The organism is Stenotrophomonas sp. FR010 (assembly GCF_047520755.2).
Classification (GTDB): domain Bacteria; phylum Pseudomonadota; class Gammaproteobacteria; order Xanthomonadales; family Xanthomonadaceae; genus Stenotrophomonas; species Stenotrophomonas sepilia.
Map to the genome: position 1 here is coordinate 64,311 of NZ_JAXBQT020000023.1, position 19,814 is coordinate 84,124.

Sequence of the window (19,814 nt, forward strand, 5' to 3'; positions counted from 1 at the left end):
ATGCCGCCAGACCTGAATCGCGGGAGGCGCGAACGAGGTTGCCGCGCGTTCAGCGCCCTGCCTTGTGCGGGGCTCCGATGCTGTGCACGATCCGAAGCGCTGCGCCCCACAACGCGTCACGCAGCACCTTCTTCACTGGAACGGAGCAACGTATGAAGCTGTTGTCCGCTGTGTTGTTGTGTGCGTGTTCGCTGCCGGCCGGGTTGGCGCTGGCGGTGGAAGCGTCCCCGTCGCCGCTGCTGGGGCGCTGGTCGCTGGACACCGCGACCTCGGCACTGCCCGAGGCGCAGCGTCCGAAGCGGGTGGTGCTGGAGTTCAAGGACGCCGGTGGTGGCCGCTGGAGCTCGCACGTGGATATCGTCCTGCATGATGGCAATACCATGAAGTCCGACGGCACGCTGGCGCTGGACGGTACGCCGGGCCCTTTGTCCGGCACCTATGGCGCGGACAAGGCCAACCTGAAGCTGCCGGCGCCGAACACCCTGGTGATGCAGCTGGTGGACCACGGTACGCCGGCCTCCACCCGTATCTACACCGTCGCCGATGACCAGGCAACGATGACCGAGACCAAGGCGTTCTACGCTCACGACGGGACCCCGATCCTGCAGACCAACCTGTTCAAACGCATGCCGTAGCGATCCTGCGTTCACCACGCCCGCACAACGGGCGTGGTGAACACCGCCGCCTTACACCGGGGCCGGGTCGCGCTTGCCGGTGTCGATGCCATACCTGCCCATGGCGTCCTGCATCCAGCACGCAGCACCATGACCATCACGTTCCAGCGGATCATCGCGTTCAGGCGGCGCTCGACGGCCAGGTCGCCCGGATAGGCCGGCTGGCGTTCGGGCGGGATGGTATTGACGTAGGCCGTCCATGCGCGGGTATGCAGGTCGCCGTGCTGCTGGGCGTCCAGCCCGCTCAGCTGGTCGATCAGGTAGTGCGCGCGTGGCCGGCCACCGGCCTGCGTCACCGCCTGCAGCGATTCACGCCACTCCTGGGTTTCCAGCGGATCGGTATCGAAGGGAATGAGGGCTTGGTTCATGGCTGTCTCCAGAGGGCGCCGGTCGGACGTCTGCCTGGGCGACAACACCGGCAGGGCGCACAGCACTGGAGCGGGGTCGCAACGGCGGGCGCCGTGACGCGAAGGGCGACCGTGGCGGCCACCGAGAAGACAAGCGTAGGCCTGCCCCCCGCGCTTCGGTAGGCGGGCGGGGCTTGGGTCTCTGGCAAGCAAGGGTTGGTGCCGCGCGCCGTATCATGGGCCGATGCGCTGGGCGCTGCCGCTGATCAGGCCGGGGACAGCCCCGGCAGGAACACCGGGATGATCGCCACGCCGATGCCCAGCAGGCACCAGGCGACGATGGGCAACCAGCGCGCCAGGCGTTGGGCGGGTTCCGGCGCACGACGACCGCTGATCCACAACAGCAGCGTGAGCACACCCAGCGCATAGGCGAGGACGACGATTACCGGATGCACATGGATGACCCGGCTGGGTGGCCACATCTGCTGCTGGTAGGCGGTGGTGTGGGCGACCAGCAGCAGGAACAGCAGGCTGCTGAAGGTGTTGATGGCGGTGCGTGCGTTGATGGGAGCACTCCTTGTGCGGGCTGCCGGGACAATGCAGGGGCCGCATTCTAGCGGCTGCCTTCCCGTCGTTGAAACGCCACTGTCATCGATGGCGGTCACCCTGCTGGGCTTTCCAGCCTCGGGGTGGTTGGCCGGCCGTGAACAGCGTGAGGATCTGGGAGAAGAGCTACGAACTGCGGCGCCGGCTGCTGCGTGGCTTCTTCCTGCGTCGCGGTTCGGCCAGCGAGGATGCCGAAGACCTGGCGCAGGAGGTCTACCTGCGGCTGCTGCGCAGCACCGGCGAGGATGCCGACGCGGTCGAGAACCCGGAAGCCTACCTGTTCACCGTGGCGGCCAACCTGGCGCGCGAGCATGCACGAGCGCGGTCGTCGCTACCGCCGCTGGAGGACGTCGATCTGCTGGCCGAAGTGCTGAAAAGCGAAGAAGACATCGAGGGCGAATTCGAGCGTGCGCAGCGCTGGAACGACATCCGCAGCACCATCGCGCGGTTGCCGGCGACCACGCGCCGGGTGATGGAGCTGCACTACCGCGACGGGCTGGACTGCCCGGGAATCAGCCAGCAGCTGCAGGTGTCGGTGCACATGGTGCGCAAGCATATCGGCAAGGGGCTGGACGCCTGCAGGAAGGCGCTGGGCGCCAGGGAGCTCACATGAATCGGTATCCATCACGCAGGCCTGACGACACGATCGAACGTGAGGCGGCGCACTGGTTCCTGTGCAATCGCGAGGGGGTGCTGGACAAGGCCGGGCGTGTCGCGTTCCTGGACTGGATGAAGCGCTCGCCCGAGCATGTTCGCGCCTACATGCGCGCGCTCGCGTTGCACCGGCAGGTGGGCGAGGCGCTGCAATCGCCGTTGGCTGATGCGGCGCTGGTGCCACCGCAGCAGGTCGCCGCCAAGGTGGTGCCGCTGTTCGGTCGTGCGCACGCGCCGCCCCGCGCCGTGCTGCGTCGCGGTCGCGTGCGCTGGTGGACGGTCTCTGCCGCGGCCTGTGTTGCCCTGCTCGGCGTGGGCCTGGTTTCGCAGATGATGCCCACCCAGCAGCTCTACAGTGCCGGGCATGGTGAACTCCGCGACCTGGTGCTGCCCGACCAGACCCAGGTGCGGCTCAACGCGGACAGCCGACTGCGGGTACGCATGAGCTGGTTCAGTCGAAGGGTGGAGCTGCTGCAGGGGGAGGCCACGTTCGACATCGCCCGCGACCGCCGTCCGTTCGAGGTGGAAGTGAACGGCCTGGAGATCCGGGATATCGGCACTGTATTCGATGTATCGCGACGGCTGCAGAGCACCCGCATCGGCGTGGTCTCCGGCGAGGTCGAGGTCTGGAGCCAGGGCGCGGGTGCCCGCCGCCTGGCCCAGCTGGAGCAGGGCCGGGTGGTGCAGGTCGACGCGCGAAGCCATGCCGTCGAGTCAGTGGACATGCCGCTGTCAATGCTGCTGGACTGGCAGCAGCGCAAAGTCTCCTTCCTCGATGAGCGGCTCGATGAGGTGGCAGCTGCCTTCAACCGGCACAACCAGGTGCAGGTGCGCGTGCTGGACGAAGGCGCAGCATCGGCACGGTTGTCGGGCAGCCTCGATGCGCATCGCATCGGTGCGCTGCAGGCCTTCCTCGAACGCGACCCACGCTTCGTGGTGAGGCGCGAAGGCGACACAGTGCGGGTCGGCAGTCGCTGAGGCCCGCGCGGTCGTGAGCTGTCAGAAAAAATTCATCGAATCCGCGTTCTCCACTTCGGTGGAAGCGGGCTCTTACTTGGAAGAAGCCGCTGCCGAGCCACGCAGCTGCGCCTGCTGCCTTCTCTCTTCCAAGGACCCGTGATGCGCAACACGCTCTACCTGTCGATCATCCTCGCCCTGTCTCCCTGCAGTGTGCCAATGGCGGCCGCGGCCACTGCCGATGGCCTTGAAACCCGCGTGTCGGCGGCGATCGCGGCGCAACCGCTGGCACGTGCACTTGAGCAGCTGTCGCGCAGTTCCGGCGTGCAGTTCCTGTACTCGGGCAGCGGTGAAGCGCACATGGCCGGGGCTGTGCCGCGGGGCGCCACCGTAAGCAGGCGTTGGACGCACTGCTGGCGGGTACCGGTCTTGGCTACACAGTAGTGGATGGCAATGTCATCGCCATCGATCCGGCACCCGCACGCAATGCGCCGAAGCCAGCCGCGCCGATGCCGCGCGAGGCCGGGGCGGTGCTGGCGCCGACCCTGGGCACGGTGAAGGTGATTGCCGCGCATGAGGTCATCGACCAGAAGAAGTCGTCGCCGGTGATCAAGGATTCGGTGGTCTACGACGAGATGGACAGCTACGGCGACGAGACCCTGGCCGAGAGCCTGATGGCCGCTCCAGGCCTGAGTGCGGTGGAGGATGCCGGCGAACCACGCTACGTGACCGTGCGCGGCGTGCAGGCCAACCTCAACTACACCACCATCGATGGCATCGCGATCGCCAGCGTGGGGGGCAGTGGCTCCGGGGAGCGCATGAACAACCTGCAGCTGATTCCCAGCGACATCGGTACCCGAACCGACATCTACAAGAGCTTCAGTGCGGAGCAGGCACCGGATGCGATCGGCGGTGTGATCGACATCATCAGCCGTAGTGCCTTCGACCGGTCCGGCAGGTACGTGTTTGCCGATGTGGCAGGCATCTATTCCACTGCCGAGACCAACGTCGAGCGCAGCGCCGGCGGCAACCACGAGACCCTGGGCCATTTCGGCAAGAGCGCCAAGATGGTGTTCTCCAACCAGTTCGGCGCCGACCAGGAATTCGGCATCGTTGCGGTGGCACGCTATGAGCAGCGTTCACGCAACAGCGTCAAGCGCTGGGTGGAGTCGAACTACTACTACAACGACGCTGGAAAATACCTCACCGACGGCACCACCGGTCCGGGCGAGGCCAAGGGCTGGAACGGCCTGCGTGCGCCTGGCAACTTCAGCACCGGCACCTATACCAACTTCATCACCAACTTCGGTGGCTCCGCCAAGCTTGAGTGGAAGCCCTCGGATGATCCGTTCTACGCATCGCTGCTGCTGTACTCGTACCGGTTCTACGAGAACTCAACGATGAACAAGACGGATCTGTATGGCAACGCCAAGTTTCCGATCCGCAACCAGACCGAGGACAGCGGCACCACCCAGATCAACAGCATCTACATCAAGAACCGTCACGACCGCTGGGACCGCAGCAACCGTGGCGCCATCGCCAGCTTCAACTGGGACGTCGGCGACCGTTCGCGCCTGACCCTGCGTGGTGGCCACACCGAAGAGACCTTCCACAACAACCAGGTCTACTGGGGTGTGCGTGCCTATCCAAGCAATCTGTTCGTCGACTACGAGAATGACAGTCACGGGTTCCCAAACGCGGTAGCGGTTTCTGATTCCAGCCTGTTGACCAGCTCCGCGTTCAAGCTCAATCCGGCGCAGGCCTATGTCTCCCCGCGCGATGCCAAGGAGAGCATCGACAACCTGCGCGCGGACTTCAGCTACAACATCGACGCCGATGCGCGTGGCTTCGGCCTGGCCACCGGTGCCGAGTACCGCCACCTGAAGATCTGGCAGGACATCGATTTCGACTACTTCAGGAGCAGTGCCACGCTCAACGACTACCTGTACCCGGGGTCGACGCTGCTGGGCAGCGTGCCGGGCTTCCCTCTGATCGACAACCGCAAGTGGAACGAGGAACTGCTGCCGAAGCTGGGCAACAACAATGCGGCGTATCCGAATGCCAACTTCACCAGCGACTACAAGTACGTGGAGGACATCACCAATGCCTATGTGTCCGCTCACTACGCCTGGGACCGGCTGCTGCTGATCGGCGGCCTGCGTTACGACCACACCCGCTTCGATGCCTACAGCCCGTTCAGCGATGATGGCGGCAGTACGTATACCTCCGCCTTCCGCAACACGAGCGGTGGCTACAACAACCTGCTGCCTTCGTTGAATGCGACGTTCAAGCTGAGCGAGGACCAGCGCCTGCGCTTCTCCGCCAGCCGTACGCTGGGCCGGCCGACGCCGAGCAACATCGCCCAGGCCACCAGCACCAGCTGTGGCGATGACGAGGAGGGCAGGGGCTTCTGCACCATCAAGCAGGGCAATGCCAACCTGCAGCCGCGCCGTTCCACCAACGTCGACCTGGCGTGGGACCTGTATTTCAACGGCAACAATGGCCTGGTCTCGGTAGCGCTGTTCGACAAGGTGATCAAGGACGATATCTACACCCTGACCACGTTCGAGAACGTGGGGGACACCCGCTACCGGGTCACCCAGCCGATGAACACCGACGAGTCGAAGCTGCGTGGCGTTGAGTTCGCGGTGGCCAATCGCAATCTGCAGTGGGGCCGCCAGCGCTTCGACATGTACTTCAACGCGACGCGTCTGGAAGGCCAGACCAACTACCGCATCACCGATGGCACCGAGCGGCGCCTGGACCGCCTGCTGTACCAGCCGGACTGGTCGCTCAATGGGTCGGTGATCTGGCGCATGCCGTGGAAGAGCTCGCAACTGCGCCTGTCCGGAACCTACCGCAGCCGGATGCTGGTCGACTTCGGTGACACCGAATGGCTGGATTCGTACTACGACCCATACATGACGTTCAACATGGCTTTCAGCCACAAGGTCGGCAAGCACGTAACGCTGAAGTACGAGGCCAAGAACCTGTTCAACACCCAGCCAACCTACAGCACCGGTCCGAACGGGCGTTTCCGAACCGAGATCGACGACTACGGCCGCTTCTTCTATTTCCACATCATCTACAACTGAGGGGTCATCCGTGGAGACGATCAATCGCAGGCGATTCCTGGCCTTGGCCGGCCTGTCGGCCGCAGGGGCCTGGATGGGCACGGCGCGCGCACTGGCCGCGCAGACCGAAGCCACTGCACTGAACCCACGCAACCTGCTGGCCTCGCCGCGCTTTGCCAGCACGCCCTTCACCCTGGGCGTGGCCTCGGGTGATCCGTCGGCCGATGGCATGGTGCTGTGGACACGGCTGGCGACCGAGCCGCTGGTGTTCGGTGGTGGCATGCCGGCCCGGCCGATGGTGGTCGAGTGGCAGCTGGCAGCAGACGAAGGCATGCGCAGGGTGGTACGCCAGGGCTCGGCAATGGCGCATCCCGAACTCGGCCACGCGGTGCACGTGGAGCTGGAAGGGTTGGCACCGGGCCGACCCTACTGGTATCGCTTCACCGTAGGCGGCCACGCCAGCGCAGTGGGTTGTACGCGCACGCTGCCGTCAGCCACGGCAGCGGTGGACCGGGTGCGCTTTGTGGTGGCTGGTTGCCAGCACTACGAAGAAGGCCACTACACCGCGTGGCGACGCATCGCCGAGGAACCGCTCGATTTCGTCTTCCACTATGGCGATTACATCTACGAAGGCGAAAGCCAGCCGGGCCCGCGGAAGATGAACGGCCAGCCGTTCACCAACCTGCGCAACCACGTCGGCCCGCAGATCTACACGCTGGATGATTACCGCCGCCGCTACGCCCAGTACAAGAGCGATCCCGACCTGCAGGCCGCGCATGCGGCGGCACCGTGGTTCGTCACTTTTGACGACCATGAAGTGGACAACAACTGGGCCGGTGCCGAAGACCAGGATGACACGCCCAGCGAAGTGTTCCTGCTGCGTCGCGCACAAGCGTTCCAGGCCTACTACGAGAACATGCCACTGCGCCGCTCGGCATTCCCGCGCGATGGCCACATGCAGATGTACCGGCGCGCACGCTACGGCACGCTGATGGACCTGCACCTGCTCGATACCCGCCAGTACCGCAGCAAGCAGGTGAACATGGCGTTGCGTGAGGAGGTGGAATCGACGGAGCGCAGCATTGTGGGGGCGAAGCAGGAGCGCTGGCTGTTCGACGGCCTGTCCGATGCCGCGCCGCGCTGGCACACGATCGCCCACCAGGTGGCGCTGGGCAATTACATGCGCGAGAAGGACGGGGTAGTGCAGTCGTCCGACGACCAGTGGTCGGGCTATCTGGACAGCCGCCGACGCCTGCTCGATCACATCCAGAAGGTGGGCTTCGGCAACGTGGTGACCGCTTGCGGCGACGCGCATCGCCACTACGCCAGCGATCTGGTACAGGACCACCGTGACTCGGGTGTGGTCTCCAGCGAGTTCCTCGCCACCTCGATCACTTCCGGTGCCGACGGCCAGGGCGTTGACGCGTATGCCATGAACCAGCTTGCGCACAGTCCCTACCTGAAGGCGACCACCGACAAGCGTGGCTACGTGCTGTGCGATGTCACCCGCGATGCGTGGATCGGCGACATGAAGACGCTGGATACCGTAATGCAGCCGAATGGCGCGCTGCAGAGCTGGAAGCGCTATGCGGTGGAGCACGGCCGGCCGGGGCTGCAGGAGGCCTGAATCTACCGGTCTGCGCTGTAGAGCCGAGCCCACGCTCGGCTGCTTTTTCGGTGCAATGCGACCAGGGCGAGAAGTAGCCGAGCGTGGGCTCGGCTCTACAGAGGGCTCCTCAATCGTGCTCGAACCGCAATGGCTCGCTGCCCATTGCCGGGTCACTGGTGCCGGGGCGCCCATCCTCGGCGCGGCCGGCCAGTCGCAGTGCACTGTCGCCCGCACCGATGCGCAGGTCGTACCACCCTGCGGTGGGCGCCGCGTCCCACGCCACCGTGGCCTCAGCATGCGCCGGCAGCACCAGCGCCTGCTCCGGCATGTGCCTGGCATAGGCGCCGGCCTGCACCCGCACATTCTGCGCGCTGTTGTGCAGATTGCGCAGGTGCAGCCGTAGCTGGCCGTCCGCGCGCTCGATCGAAGCCTGCACGGCAGGCGCCTTGACCGCACCCTGGAAGTGGCGGTGGAAGCCGTTCGGACCAAGCAGCCAAAGGTCATAGCGGCCCTGGGCGTCCAGCGGCCAGCGCTCGCGCAGTGGCGTACCTGGCAGCAGCGTGTAGCGGCGTGGTACCGCATCCAGCCGCAGCCGATCGTAGACATGCAGCACGGCCGCCGCGCCTTCGCAGGACAGCGTCAGATCCACACCCGAGGCATCGACTGCGGCAATCGATGCCTGCGGACGATAGGGTAGGGCGCGCGCCGGGCGTACACCGCTTTCCTGTTTCGCTGGTTTCAGCCCCTCTGGCAGCGTAGGCACGGTGCGTCCCGGCAAGGCAGCGGCGCGTGCGGCAACCGCACTCACGTCGGGCAGGCCGCGGACGAACGGGCGGGTATCGCGCTGGGCAAAGTCGAACGCATTGCTGAGGTCGCCGCAGACCGCGCGGCGCCACGGCGAGATGTCCGGTGCGGCCACGCCAAAGCGGCGCTCGATCAGCCGTATGACCGAGGTGTGGTCGTACACCTGCGAATCGACCCAGCCGCCGCGACTCCACGGCGAGATCACGTACAGGGGTACGCGCGGTCCCAGACCGTACGGGCGCCCGCGCAGTTCGGCGAGATCGTACTTTTCGTCACCCGGTGCCGGGTGCCGGTGGTACTCGCCTTCGGTGCTGACCGAGGACACACCCGCCCAGCCACCGTCCACCGGCGAAGGCGGGGCAGGGGGCGGCATGTGGTCGAAGAAGCCATCGTTCTCGTCGAACATCAGCAGCAGGGCGGTGCGGCTCCACACGTCCGGATCGGCGGTCAGCGCATCCAGCACGCGTGCGGTATAGGCCGCGCCCTGTGCCGGGCTGGACGGGCCGGGATGTTCGCTGCCGGCCGCGTCGGCGATGATGAAGCTGACCTGCGGCAGGCGCCCGTCAATGACGTCCTGGCGCAGCTGCGTCAGGCCCCGCGTGCTGACCCCGCGCGCGCGCAGCTGCGGGTCATGCCCTGGCGCCGCGCGGTGGGCCTGACGGAAGGCCTCGAAACCCGCCAGCGGGTTGTCGGTGAAGTTGTCGGCCATGTCCTGGTAGATCTGCCAGGACACGCCGGCCCTCTGCAGGCGCTCGACATAGCTGGTCCAGCGGTACGACGCCGGATGCCCACCCTGTTCAGGGAAATTGTCGTGCGAGTTGGCGATCACCGGGCCACCGGCGTGGGCCTGCGGATCGTTGTGGCCGGTCCACAGGAACACCCGGTTCGGGTTGGTGCCGGCCTGCATCGCGCAGTGGTAGGCATCGCAGATCGTGAAGGCATCGGCCAGCGCGAACTGGAACGGCAGGTCGCTGCGCTGGAAGTAGCCCATCGAGTGGTTCTGCTTGGCCTTCGGCCATTGCCCCATGCGACCTTGGTCCCAGGCGCGCTGCGCGTCGGGCCAGGTATGCGGCGTGCCTTCCACGCGCATGTAGCCGAAATGCGCGGCGGTATCCAGCGGGAACGGCGCGATCGCGCGCTTGCCGCTGGCATCGGGCTGCAGCCACAGGCTGCGGACGCGGTCACCAGCTTGCAGCGCGGCGGCCGGGGCGACGAACCGATCACCGAAGCCACGTACGCCCGGCAGCGTGCCGAAGTAGTGGTCGAACGAACGGTTCTCCTGCATGAACACCACGATGTGCTGCAGGTCTTCCAGGCTGCGCGTCTGCGCGGCGGGGGCGATCGCGGCGGCCCGGGCGATGCTGGGCAGCAGTGGAGAAAAGCCGGCGGCAACGCCGGCCTGCAACAACCGGCGTCGGCCGATATCGGTCACGGGCTCACTCACAGGTCCACGCGGAAAGAGATCCCGACGGTGCGCGGAGCGCCGATGAAGGCGTTGTCGCGGCCGTCCACCCCTGCAAGATACCGCTTATCGGTGAGGTTGCTCACCACCAGGTTGGCGCCCATGCCCTTCAGGCGCGGCGACAGGCCCTGCAGGTCGAAGCCGATGTTGGCGTTGAACACGGTGGCCGACGGCAGCTTGTTGACGTTGGCGGCGTCGAGATAGCGCGTGCCCAGGTAACGGCCGGACAGGCCGAAGTTCCAGTTCTCACCCTGCCAGTCCGCCGACAGGACGAGGGTCTGTTCGGGCTGGCCGATCACCTTGGCGCCGTCGACGATGCCCAGCTGGGTATCACGCGCGGCATCGCCACTGCCCAGGTACTTGGAGCGGTTGTAGGTATAGGCGGCGTTGAGGCGCCAGCCGTTGTCCCAGCCATAGCCGAACGCCGCTTCCAGGCCGTTGCTTTCCACGCCGCCGAAGTTCTCGTAGACACCGTCGGTCTCGCCCAGGTAGTCAATGCCGCTGACGAAGCCGGCCGGCAGGTAGACGATGCGGTTGTCGAACTTGATGTTGTACAGCGTGACCGAGGCGGTCAGCGGCCAGCGGCTGATGCGCATGCCCACTTCAATGTTGTCGGCGGTCTCCGGCTCGACGTTGCGGAAGCGCTGCGGGTCGGTCTCGCCGAGCACGCCGGAAGGAATCGCGGCGAAGTTCTGCGAGAAGCCGGCGAACAGCTCCATGCCTTCCACGCCCGGCGCCCAGGTCAAGCCGGTGGACAGCAGCGGGTCGGACCTGGAATCGGATCTGACCTGCTCGCTGGCACCGATCACGCGGCGGCGCGACTGGTCGACGAAGAACTGCTTCACGCCCAGGCGTGCGCTGAACGGCCCGAACCTCGCCACGTCCTCGACGTAGTACATCTGCTCGTCAACCTTGTACTTGTCCTCGAACTGTACCCAGTACGGTTGATGGTCGAAGGCGATATCCTGGCCGACGTTGAGCAGGCGATGCCAGTCGCGGCGTGCCGATCGGTCCAGCTTCTCCACCCACAGGCCACCACGGATCGTGTTGTCGACCGTGCCGAAGGTCTGCCGCCACTCGACGTCGGCGGTCACGCCCATGCGGTCGTTGTCGTAGTGCGTGTGGCGATACGACTGCGCGCCCAGCACGTTGCCGGCGTAGCAGTTCGGATCATATTCGGCAGTGAAACCCAGCTGCGGTGTGCAGTTGGCCAGGCGCTGCGCGGCGCTGCCGTCGGGACTGACGAAGAAGATCTGGCCACGGTTGCTGCCGCCGTACACGGTCTTTCCTCCGACGTACTCCGACTCGGGGCGGCCCGCTCCGTCATCGCTGACCTGCGCAAGGTACGGTGGCAGCCAGTCGCCACGACCTTCCATGCGGTGTCCGTAAGCCGCCACCGAGGCCTTGAAGCCGTTGCCACCGTCGAAGGCCGCGCGCAGGTAGCCGAAGCTGTTCTCGCGCAGCGCACGCGAGCCGGAACGGTAGTTCTGGTCCAGGTAGGGAATGCCGGTGAGGGTGCCGACCAGGTTGTCACGATCAGGATTGGTGGCGAAGCCCTTCGGTGAGACGCTGGTGTATTCCGGCTCGTCCGCATCGTTGTAGGACAGGTAGCCGGTCAGGGTCCAGCGATCCAGTTCGGTGATGAACTTGCCGGCGATGTGGTCGTTGCTGGCGTGCCCGGTGCCGTCGATCCAGTCGTGCACCTTCGACGAGGAGGCGCTGACCCAGGCGCGGGTGTGGCCGCCGAGCAGGCCGGTGTCGTAGCGCACGTAGTACTTGCGCGCCTCGTTGTCACCGGCGCCGACCACGAAGCGCAGGCGGCTGTCCTGCAGCGGATCGCTGGTGAGGAAGTTGAGGGTGCCGCCCAGCGCTTCGTTCGAGCGCGAGGAGATATCAGCGGTGCCCTGGCTGACTTCCACCGTTTCCAGGTCGAGGGTGTCGATGTAGCGGTTGGCCAGCGAGCCGCCGCCGTAACCGGAACCGCCGTTGGGCAGGCCGTCGATGGTAGTGCCGATCTGCTGTGTGTCGCGGTTGGTGACGAAGCCACGCATGCTGATCTGCGTGCCCCACACCGATGAGCCGGTGGCATCGGCTTCGCTGACCACCACGCCGGGCACTTCATTGAGCGCGTCGTTGACGCTGCTCATCACGGTCTGCCGGTTCAGCGTTTCCGCGCGCACCGCCGTCTTGGCGTAGCTGGTGGCCTGGCCGATCACCTGCACCTGGTCCAGGGTACGAGCATCAGTGCTGCGCGCCTCGGCCGCATCGCCCTGCGGTGCTTCGGCCAGGGCGTCCAGTGCAGGGGCGATCAGCAGGGCAAGCAGCGAAACACGGGGAAAGCACGCAATCGTTCGCATCGAAACCGGACCTTCAGCAGAGGGAAGCCCCGGAGTGTCGGCAGCGCCAATGACATCGGCATGACGCGAAGATGCAGGAACCGTGTTGTGTGACGGCCCGCAGCTGCTGCCGGCATCAGTACCGCGCGTCCTTGGGTTTCGGGTCGCGCGGCCAGTCCTTGGCCTTGTTGGCGAAGTCCGGCCGCGGCTGGTTGATGAAATAGCTGGCGATGTCCACCGCATCCTGGTCGGGCATCACCTGTTGCCCCAGCGGAGGTTCGCGGGTCACTGCCGGTGGCATGTTGTGCTTGACGAAACCGGCCGCCTTATACAGGCGCGCCATGCCGGCGCCGATGTTGAAGCTGTGGTCGCCCCACAGCGGCGGGAAGGCGATGTCACCACTGGCGTCGCGCCGGCCTTCGCCGTTGTCGCCGTGGCAGGCAGCGCACTGTACGGCGTACAGCGCCTGGCCGCGGATCGGATCCGGGGCGAGCGTGCTGTCGATGGGCCCTTCGCTTGGCGCGGCGACTTTTGCACCGTCCGGCACTGCACTGTTTAGCCACGCCATGTAGTCGAGCATCGCGCGCATCTGTGACGCGTCCTTCGGCAGCGGCCTGCCGTTCATCGAACGCTGCAGGCAGCCATTGATGCGTTCGGTCAGGCCGATCACCTTGCCAGGCCGCGGCATGTAACGCGGATAGGCGCCGCCACCGGTGTTGAAGTAGTGGTTGCCGAAGGGACGCTTGCCCTCGGCCATGTGGCACGAATTGCAGTTCAGATCGTTGCCGACGTTGTCCGGCAGCAGTCGTGCGGTTTCGTTGAGGATGCGGCGGCCGAGCATCACCGACTCGGCATTGCCGAGCCCGGCGATTTCTTCGGCGCTCGGCGCATGGTAGGCGCCGACCACCTTGCCCTGTGCATCGAGAATATCGATCGTGCCGGTCACGGCGGCATCTAGATCCGGGTACAGATGACGGTAAGCGAGGGTACCGGCGCCGGCCAGCAGCACCAGGGTGATCGCACTACCGATCAGCAGGCGGGAACGCGTGCGCGAACGCTTCATTGTGCGGCCTCCTGCGGAACGTAGTGCACCGGCTTGTCGCGCACCACCCGGCGCATGCGCGCCACGTCGACCTCGCTCACTGCGCTGGCCTGATTGCCCCAGCTGCTGCGGATGAAGGTCAGGATCTGTGCCAGCTGCGCGTTCGGCAGCTGCTCGAAGCCTGGCATGGTGAAGGCCATGCGGTCGTGCGGGGTCTGTGGCGTGCGGCCGCCGATCAGGGTCACCTGCACCAGCGAGCTGGGATCGTCGGCGAACACGATCGAGTTGCCGGCCAGGGCCGGATAGACGCGCGGCATGCCGCGGCCGTCGGCGCGGTGGCAGGCCTGGCAGTGCTCGGCATAGGCCAGCGAACCGGCCACGCGGTAGTCGCCGCTGCGCAGTGCGGCGGTGGTGGTGTCAGTACCGGGCGACCACTGTGCGCTGCGTCCTTCGCGGGCGGGCAGCTGCTTCAGGTAGCGTGCCATCGCCAGCAGGTCCGCGTCGGACAGGTACTGCGTGCTGTGCTCGACCACATCGGCCATGCCGCCGAAAGCCGCCGAACGATCGGTGCGGCCAGTGCGCAGGAAGTCGACGATCTCGCCTTCGCTCCAGCTGGCCAGGCCGGTCGATTCGTTGCGCAGGTTCTTCGCGTACCAGCCTTCCAGCACCGAACCGGACAGGAACTGGCGGCTGCCATCATCGGCCATCGCCTTTTCCTGGAACGCCAGCCCGCGTGGCGTGTGGCAGGCACCGCAATGCGCCAGGCCTTCCACCAGTTCGGCACCACGCTGCTGGCCGGCGTCCAGCGACGGATCCGGGCTGAAGCTGCGTGGGCGTGCGAACAGCAGTTGCCACCATGCCAGAGGCCAGCGCATGTTGGCTGGCCATGGAATCGTGCTGTCGGCGTTGTCCTGCTTCACCGGCTGCACCGAGCCCATGAAATAGGCGTACAGCGCCTTTATCTCGGCGTCGCGGGCAATCACGTACGAGGCGTACGGCATTGCCGGATACAACGGCTGGCCATCGTGACGGATGCCGCGACGTACCGCGCGTTCAAAGTCGGCATAGTCGTAGGCGCCGATGCCGGTTTCCGGATCGGGGGTGATGTTGGTCGAGTAGATCGTCCCCATCGGCGTCTGCATGCCGAGGCCACCGGCGAACGGCTTGCCGCCCGGCGCGGTGTGGCAGGCCGCACAGTCGGCGGCGCGCGACAGGTACTGCCCCTGTGCGATCAGCGCCGGGTCGTGGATGTCGACCTGCGCGGCCTGCCGAGGTGCGAACCAGTAGGGCGCGCTGCGGGCGATGCCATAGGCGGCGGCCAGCGTGGCGGCCAGGGCAATGGCGAGCTTGAACGAGGTGCGCATGGGGGCACTGTGGGCAAGCATGCCGGCGTATTCATTGATCCGGATCAATGCCGAGGTCGATCGCGCCATTGTGACAACCTGAATCGATCCCGCATTGTCATCAAGCCGTCATCCACGCGCGATAGATGGCCCACGCCCGCGTCGTTAACCTGCCACGCTGTCGCATCCTTTCCCGATTGCCCATGAAGCGCCTGCTGCTGTTGTTGCTGGCGTGCGCCGGCCTGTGGCTGGCTGCATGCTCATCCTCGATCAACGCCTCGTCCACCTCGCTTGCCGACCGGCTGATCGCGCCAGGCGGCGTGTCGACCCTGCTCGATCGCCCGCGCATCGCCGCGGCCATTGCCGGGCTGCCCAACCGGCATGGCTTCGCAGCGGGTCGCGATGGCGTGCCGATCTTCTGGCGCGCGTTCGACCCCGGCGACTACGGCGCGCACTACCACTACCTTCCGCAGCGTCATGAGAACGGCCTGCCTCTTGATACCGGCCTGAGTCTGGCCGTGCCGCAGCCGTTCCGCGCGCAGGCGCCACGCGGCACCGTGGTGCTGCTGCACGGGTGGATGATGAATGGTGATTCGATGCTGCCATGGTCGCTGCAGCTGGCCGAGTCCGGCTACCGCGTGGTCACGCTCGACCTTCGCAACCATGGCCAGTCCGGTGCAGGTCCGTCCGGCTATGGCACCTATGAATCGGATGACGTCGTCGATGTCATCGGCGAGCTGCGCGCGCGCGGCGAAGTGACCGGCCCGCTGTACCTGTTCGGTGTGTCCTATGGTGCGGCCACGGCGGTGTTCACCGCCGACAAGCTGGGTGACCAGGTAGCCGGTGTGGTGGCGATGGAATCGTTCGCCAATGCCGGTGCGGCGATCCGCACGATGATCCCGCACCTGATGGGACTGCAGCCGGAGGGCCTGAAGGCGCAGGCGGTGGCGTCGTACGCACGCTGGCGCTATGGGGGCCAGGACATCAACCAGGTGATCGCCGCCGCCAGCCGCCGTATCGATGTCGATCTGGACCGCGTCGACGTCGCGCGTGCGCTGGCCGATACCCGCGCCTGCGTGCTGCTGCTGCACGGGCAGGGTGATCAGCATATTCCAGTCAGCCAGGGCCGGCAGCTTGCGCAGGCCAACCCGCGCGCGCACTACATCGAAATGCGCGGAGAGGACCACATCACCCTGCCGCTGCGGCTGGACCTGCTGGCCGGCGTGGTCGATGACTGGATGGCGCGCGACCAGCGCCACCCGCAGGGCGCGTGCCCAGCCCCACAGCTGCCGGCCCAGGCCGAATGGCTGGCACACGGCTGAAAAAAGGGGACGGAGGGGATTAAGTCGTTTGCAGCACACTCGGGGCAGGTGCGACTTAATCCCCTCCGTCCCCTTTTTCTGTCAGGCCACGCGTCGGGCCAGTGAGCGGGCGGAGGCGGCTACGCCCAGCAGCAGTACGGCGACGCACAGGAAGGCAAAGCCGAGGCTGGTGGCGTGCGCCACTGCGCCGATCGCAGCCGGGCCAGCGAGGATGCCGGCGTAACCCAGTGTGGTCACGGCAGTGATGGCGATGCTTTCCGGCATCACCCGCTGCTGGCCTGCCATCGAGAACAGCGCCGGCACGATGTTGGCGCAGCCCAGCCCGACCAGTACGTAGCCGGCCAGCGCCACCGGAAACGAGGGCACCAGCGTGGCCAGGGTGAAGCCTGCCGCGGCCGTGATACCGCCAAAGACCAGGGTGCGGGTGCGGCCGAGGTGCTCGACGATGCCGTCACCGAACAGGCGCATTGCCGTCATCGCCAGGGTGAACAACGCGAAGCCGGCCCCGGCCTGGTCACGCGGCACCTGCCGCACTTCGGCCAGGAACACGGCGCTCCAGTCCAGCATCGAGCCCTCGGCGAGGAACACCACGAAGGCCAGTACGCCGATGAACAGCACCACGCCATGCGGCAGTGCCAGCAGCGGGCCTTCGTGCAGGATCCGTTGCGGACGCCAATGCGGCGCCGACAGCATCGCAACCAGCAGAAGTGCCACCACCGAAACCAGCGCGGCCAGCCACAGCGGCGTGCCGAGGATCAGCAGCCCGGTCATGCAGCCAGCACCGACGAATCCACCGATGCTGTAGAAGGCGTGGAAGCCGGACATCATCGCGCGCCCGGCATCGCGCTCGACCGCCACCGCCTGCATGTTCATCGCACAATCCAGTGCACCGACGCCGGCACCGAACACGAACAGCGCCGCGCCCAGCGACACCGGCGAGGGTGCCAGCACCAGCAAAGGCAGGGCGCACAGCATCATCGCGCAGGTGATCACCATCACCCGGCGGCAACCCAACCGCCCCGTCAGTGCACCTGCCAGCGGCATCGCCAGCAGCGAGCCGAGCCCGAGGCACAGCAGCACGGCGCCCAGGCTGGCGTCGGACAGCCCGGCCTTGGCCTTGGCGTAAGGCACCATCGGCGCCCACGCGGCGGTGGCGAATCCAGGAATGAAGAAGGCGGCACGGGTGGCGTGCTGCTGGGCACGCGGAGATGAAGGCGTCATGCGAGGGCGGGTCCGGATAAACGCTGCCATGAAAGCGTTTCCAGTCGCATCGAGCAAGAGGCATTCGGGTCACCGAAGGCCGAATACGATTGCGGGCCGTCCATCAGGCGCAGCGGGCCCGGCGATGCCTTTCCGCATCGCCGGGCCACGTCTTCAGGACAGGGCGTGTTTACAGCGGCAGGTCGAACACCAGCACTTCGGCGTCGTTGCCGTTTTCCAGGGTCAGCTGGGCTTCGTCACTGACCTGCAGCGCATCGCCGGCTTCCAGGGTGATGCCGTTGACCTGCAGCTGGCCACGCGCCACCTGCACATAGGCGCCACGACCGTTGCCAAGCGCGTGGTGCAGCTTCTGGCCGCCATCGAGGATGCTGGCGAAGATGCGGGCATCCTGGTGGATGCGCAGCGAACCGTCGGCACCGTCCGGCGAGGCGATCAGGCGCAGCTGGCCGCGCTTGGTCTCCGGCGCGAAGTGGGTCTCCTCGTAGGACGGCGTGATGTTCTCGGTGTCCGGGAAGATCCAGATCTGCAGGAAGTGCACGGTCTCGTCGGCCGAGTGGTTGAATTCGCTGTGGGTGACGCCGCTGCCGGCGCTCATGCGCTGCACGTCGCCATAGCGCAGCACCGAACCGGTGCCCATCGAGTCCTTGTGTTCCAGCGCACCGCCCAGCACGTAGGAGATGATTTCCATGTTGCTGTGGCCGTGGGTGCCGAAGCCCTGGCCGCCGATCACCTTGTCTTCGTTGATCACCCGCAGCGGGCCGAAGCTGACGTAGCGGGGGTCGTAGTAGTTGGCGAAGGAGAAGGTATGGCGCGAGGACAGCCAGCCATGCTCGGCCAGGCCACGGGTAGCGCTCTTGCGGATCTGCAGCATGATGGAATCTCCTTGTTCGATGGTTTCGATGGGGCGGGGTGGACCAGTAGCCGCTGTGTTTCCCCGTTGGAGAGAAGTATCCGCTTGCGCCCGGGGTTTTAAAAACGGATAGTTTTGACAGCCATCATCGAAAAATTCGAATGCTCAAGCTCAGCCTCGATGCCCTGCAGATCCTGGATGCCATCGACCGCCGTGGCTCCTTTGCCGCCGCCGGCAAGGCCCTGCACAAGGTGCCCTCGACGATCTCCTATACCGTGGCCAAGCTGGAGGAGGATCTGGGCGTGCAGCTGTTCGACCGGGTCGGCCCACGTGCAGAGCTGACCGAGGCCGGGCGCGCGCTGCTGGACGAAGGCCGACACCTGCTGCGCGCGGCCCGCGAGCTGGAGCTGCGGGTGCGCCGGGTGGCGTCGGGTTGGGAGACCGAACTGACCCTGGCGGTGGATTCGGTGTTCCCGACCTGGCTGCTTGGGCCGGATATCGCCGCATTCCGTGAGGCCGAGGCACCAACCCGGTTGCGGTTGATCGGCGAGGCCCTGTCCGGCACCTGGGAGGCTCTGCTCGACCGCCGTGCCGACCTGTTGGTCGGCGCGCCGGGCGAGGGGCCCAGTGGTGGTGGCTATGTGGTCGAGCCGCTGGGCACGGTGGCGTTCGTGTTCGCGGTGGCACCCGATCATCCGTTGGCCAACGTGCAGGGCGTGCTGGGCCGTGAGCAGCTGGTCGAGCATTGCGCGATCGCCGTTTCCGATTCGGCGCGCAGGCTGCTGCCGCGCACGGTGGGCCTGTTGATGGGGCAGGAGATGCTGACCGTGCCCGACATGGCCAGCAAATTGAAGCTGCAGTGCGAAGGCGTGGGCTTCGGCTTCTTGCCCGAGCCATGCGCGCGTGCTGCGGTGGCGCGTGGCCAGCTGGTGATCCGCGAGGTGGAGGAACACAAGCCGGAGGAAACGTTCTGGCTGGCCTGGCGCACCGGTGAGGATGGCGCGGCACTGCGCTGGTGGCGCGAGCGCCTGCGCAGGCCGGAGCTGCTGTCGCAGTGGTGGGAGGCAATGGCCAGGGGGTAGGGCTTTGGCAGGGCTGCGCCCTGCACCCGCCGAGGCCAAAGCAACAGCAACAGCGTGCATTCCGTGAGATGGCGGGGTGGGTCCGGTTGCGGGGGCCGCTGCAAGTACGTCCATGTAAGCTCGGTCGCCGCTTCCGTGCGGCTCACGCCCCCGCAACCGGACCCACCCCGCCTTTGACAGTTTCCGGCGATCTGTCGGTGCTGGTGCGGTCGGTGGGTGTCGACCTTGGTCGATACGGTAGATCCACGCCATGCGTGGATGCTCTTCGATCAATTGTCGAAATGTTCGAACTCGATGGAGATTCATCCACGCATGGCGTGGATCCATCAGATCGCGGAAATCTGTCAGAGGTGGGGCGGTGTCGGAGTGCGGGGTGTCAGCCGCATGGATGCGGCTGCCAAGCCTACATGGACGTACTTGCGGCGTCCCCG

General features: G+C 66.3%; 14 protein-coding genes and 2 pseudogenes. 8 read left to right on the forward strand and 8 right to left on the reverse strand.

Translation table 11 applies throughout. The features are described from left to right. Positions 1 to 152: 152 nt before the first annotated feature. Entirely contained in the window at positions 153 to 635 is a 483-nt protein-coding gene (locus ACM0PK_RS17935) for a hypothetical protein (protein WP_061480151.1), read from the forward strand. 68 nt (positions 636 to 703) lie between these two features. Here ACM0PK_RS17935 and ACM0PK_RS17940 read toward each other — a convergent pair. Further along, positions 704 to 1,042: pseudogene (locus ACM0PK_RS17940) on the reverse strand (pyruvate dehydrogenase E1 component-related protein); the annotation flags it as partial. A 245-nt stretch (positions 1,043 to 1,287) separates the two neighbouring features. Beyond that, positions 1,288 to 1,686: a hypothetical protein gene (locus ACM0PK_RS17945; RefSeq protein WP_414607922.1), complete on the reverse strand. Its 399-nt coding sequence runs from the start codon at positions 1,684 to 1,686 to the stop codon at positions 1,288 to 1,290. A 38-nt stretch (positions 1,687 to 1,724) separates the two neighbouring features. On the opposite strand from ACM0PK_RS17945, the gene ACM0PK_RS17950 reads away from it, so the two are divergent. The 4 genes and pseudogenes from ACM0PK_RS17950 to ACM0PK_RS17965 all read left to right on the forward strand — a co-directional run bounded on the left by ACM0PK_RS17950 (position 1,725) and on the right by ACM0PK_RS17965 (position 7,939). Continuing rightward, positions 1,725 to 2,240: an RNA polymerase sigma factor gene (locus tag ACM0PK_RS17950; protein WP_111202127.1), complete on the forward strand. Its 516-nt coding sequence runs from the start codon at positions 1,725 to 1,727 to the stop codon at positions 2,238 to 2,240. Next, on the forward strand, positions 2,237 to 3,259 hold the full coding sequence (locus tag ACM0PK_RS17955; RefSeq protein WP_111202126.1) for a FecR family protein: 1,023 nt from the start codon (positions 2,237 to 2,239) through the stop codon (positions 3,257 to 3,259). The genes ACM0PK_RS17950 and ACM0PK_RS17955 overlap by 4 nt, the downstream gene beginning before the upstream one ends. A 141-nt stretch (positions 3,260 to 3,400) precedes the next feature. Beyond that, positions 3,401 to 6,333: pseudogene (locus ACM0PK_RS17960) on the forward strand (TonB-dependent receptor). Between the two features lie 10 nt (positions 6,334 to 6,343). Next, positions 6,344 to 7,939 carry an alkaline phosphatase D family protein gene (locus ACM0PK_RS17965; protein WP_111202124.1) on the forward strand — a complete coding sequence of 532 codons (1,596 nt, stop codon included), beginning with the start codon at positions 6,344 to 6,346 and terminating at the stop codon, positions 7,937 to 7,939. Positions 7,940 to 8,048: 109 nt separating this feature from the next. On the opposite strand, the gene ACM0PK_RS17970 is transcribed toward ACM0PK_RS17965, so the two are convergent. The 4 genes from ACM0PK_RS17970 to ACM0PK_RS17985 form a co-directional block, all read right to left on the reverse strand. Beyond that, complete coding sequence (locus ACM0PK_RS17970; protein ID WP_111202123.1) at positions 8,049 to 10,157, reverse strand: phosphocholine-specific phospholipase C; 2,109 nt, start codon at positions 10,155 to 10,157, stop codon at positions 8,049 to 8,051. Positions 10,158 to 10,165: 8 nt separating this feature from the next. Further along, on the reverse strand, positions 10,166 to 12,544 hold the full coding sequence (locus ACM0PK_RS17975) for a TonB-dependent receptor domain-containing protein (protein ID WP_111202122.1): 2,379 nt from the start codon (positions 12,542 to 12,544) through the stop codon (positions 10,166 to 10,168). 115 nt (positions 12,545 to 12,659) lie between these two features. Then, positions 12,660 to 13,586 (reverse strand): c-type cytochrome, encoded by a 927-nt coding sequence (locus tag ACM0PK_RS17980; RefSeq protein ID WP_111202121.1) that lies wholly within the window; start codon positions 13,584 to 13,586, stop codon positions 12,660 to 12,662. Continuing rightward, positions 13,583 to 14,929: a c-type cytochrome gene (locus ACM0PK_RS17985; protein WP_235646679.1), complete on the reverse strand. Its 1,347-nt coding sequence runs from the start codon at positions 14,927 to 14,929 to the stop codon at positions 13,583 to 13,585. The genes ACM0PK_RS17980 and ACM0PK_RS17985 overlap by 4 nt, the downstream gene beginning before the upstream one ends. A gap of 182 nt (positions 14,930 to 15,111) precedes the next feature. Here ACM0PK_RS17985 and ACM0PK_RS17990 point away from each other — a divergent pair, with 182 nt between their 5' ends. Then, the gene (locus ACM0PK_RS17990) at positions 15,112 to 16,230 is read left to right on the forward strand and encodes an alpha/beta hydrolase (RefSeq protein ID WP_414607923.1); all 1,119 of its coding nucleotides are present in this window, start codon (positions 15,112 to 15,114) and stop codon (positions 16,228 to 16,230) included. 81 nt (positions 16,231 to 16,311) lie between these two features. Here the strand turns inward: ACM0PK_RS17990 and ACM0PK_RS17995 are convergent, their stop codons facing one another. Together ACM0PK_RS17995 and ACM0PK_RS18000 are read right to left on the reverse strand one after the other, a co-directional pair. Next, entirely contained in the window at positions 16,312 to 17,451 is a 1,140-nt protein-coding gene (locus tag ACM0PK_RS17995) for an MFS transporter (protein ID WP_134967730.1), read from the reverse strand. 169 nt (positions 17,452 to 17,620) lie between these two features. Continuing rightward, positions 17,621 to 18,322, reverse strand: a complete 702-nt coding sequence (locus ACM0PK_RS18000; protein WP_111097994.1) for a pirin family protein — start codon at positions 18,320 to 18,322, stop codon at positions 17,621 to 17,623. A 140-nt stretch (positions 18,323 to 18,462) separates the two neighbouring features. On the opposite strand from ACM0PK_RS18000, the gene ACM0PK_RS18005 reads away from it, so the two are divergent. Then, on the forward strand, positions 18,463 to 19,383 hold the full coding sequence (locus tag ACM0PK_RS18005; protein WP_414607924.1) for a LysR substrate-binding domain-containing protein: 921 nt from the start codon (positions 18,463 to 18,465) through the stop codon (positions 19,381 to 19,383). Between the two features lie 216 nt (positions 19,384 to 19,599). Then, a partial coding sequence (locus ACM0PK_RS18010; protein WP_495498537.1) for a hypothetical protein occupies positions 19,600 to 19,814 on the forward strand: 215 nt, incomplete at its 3' end.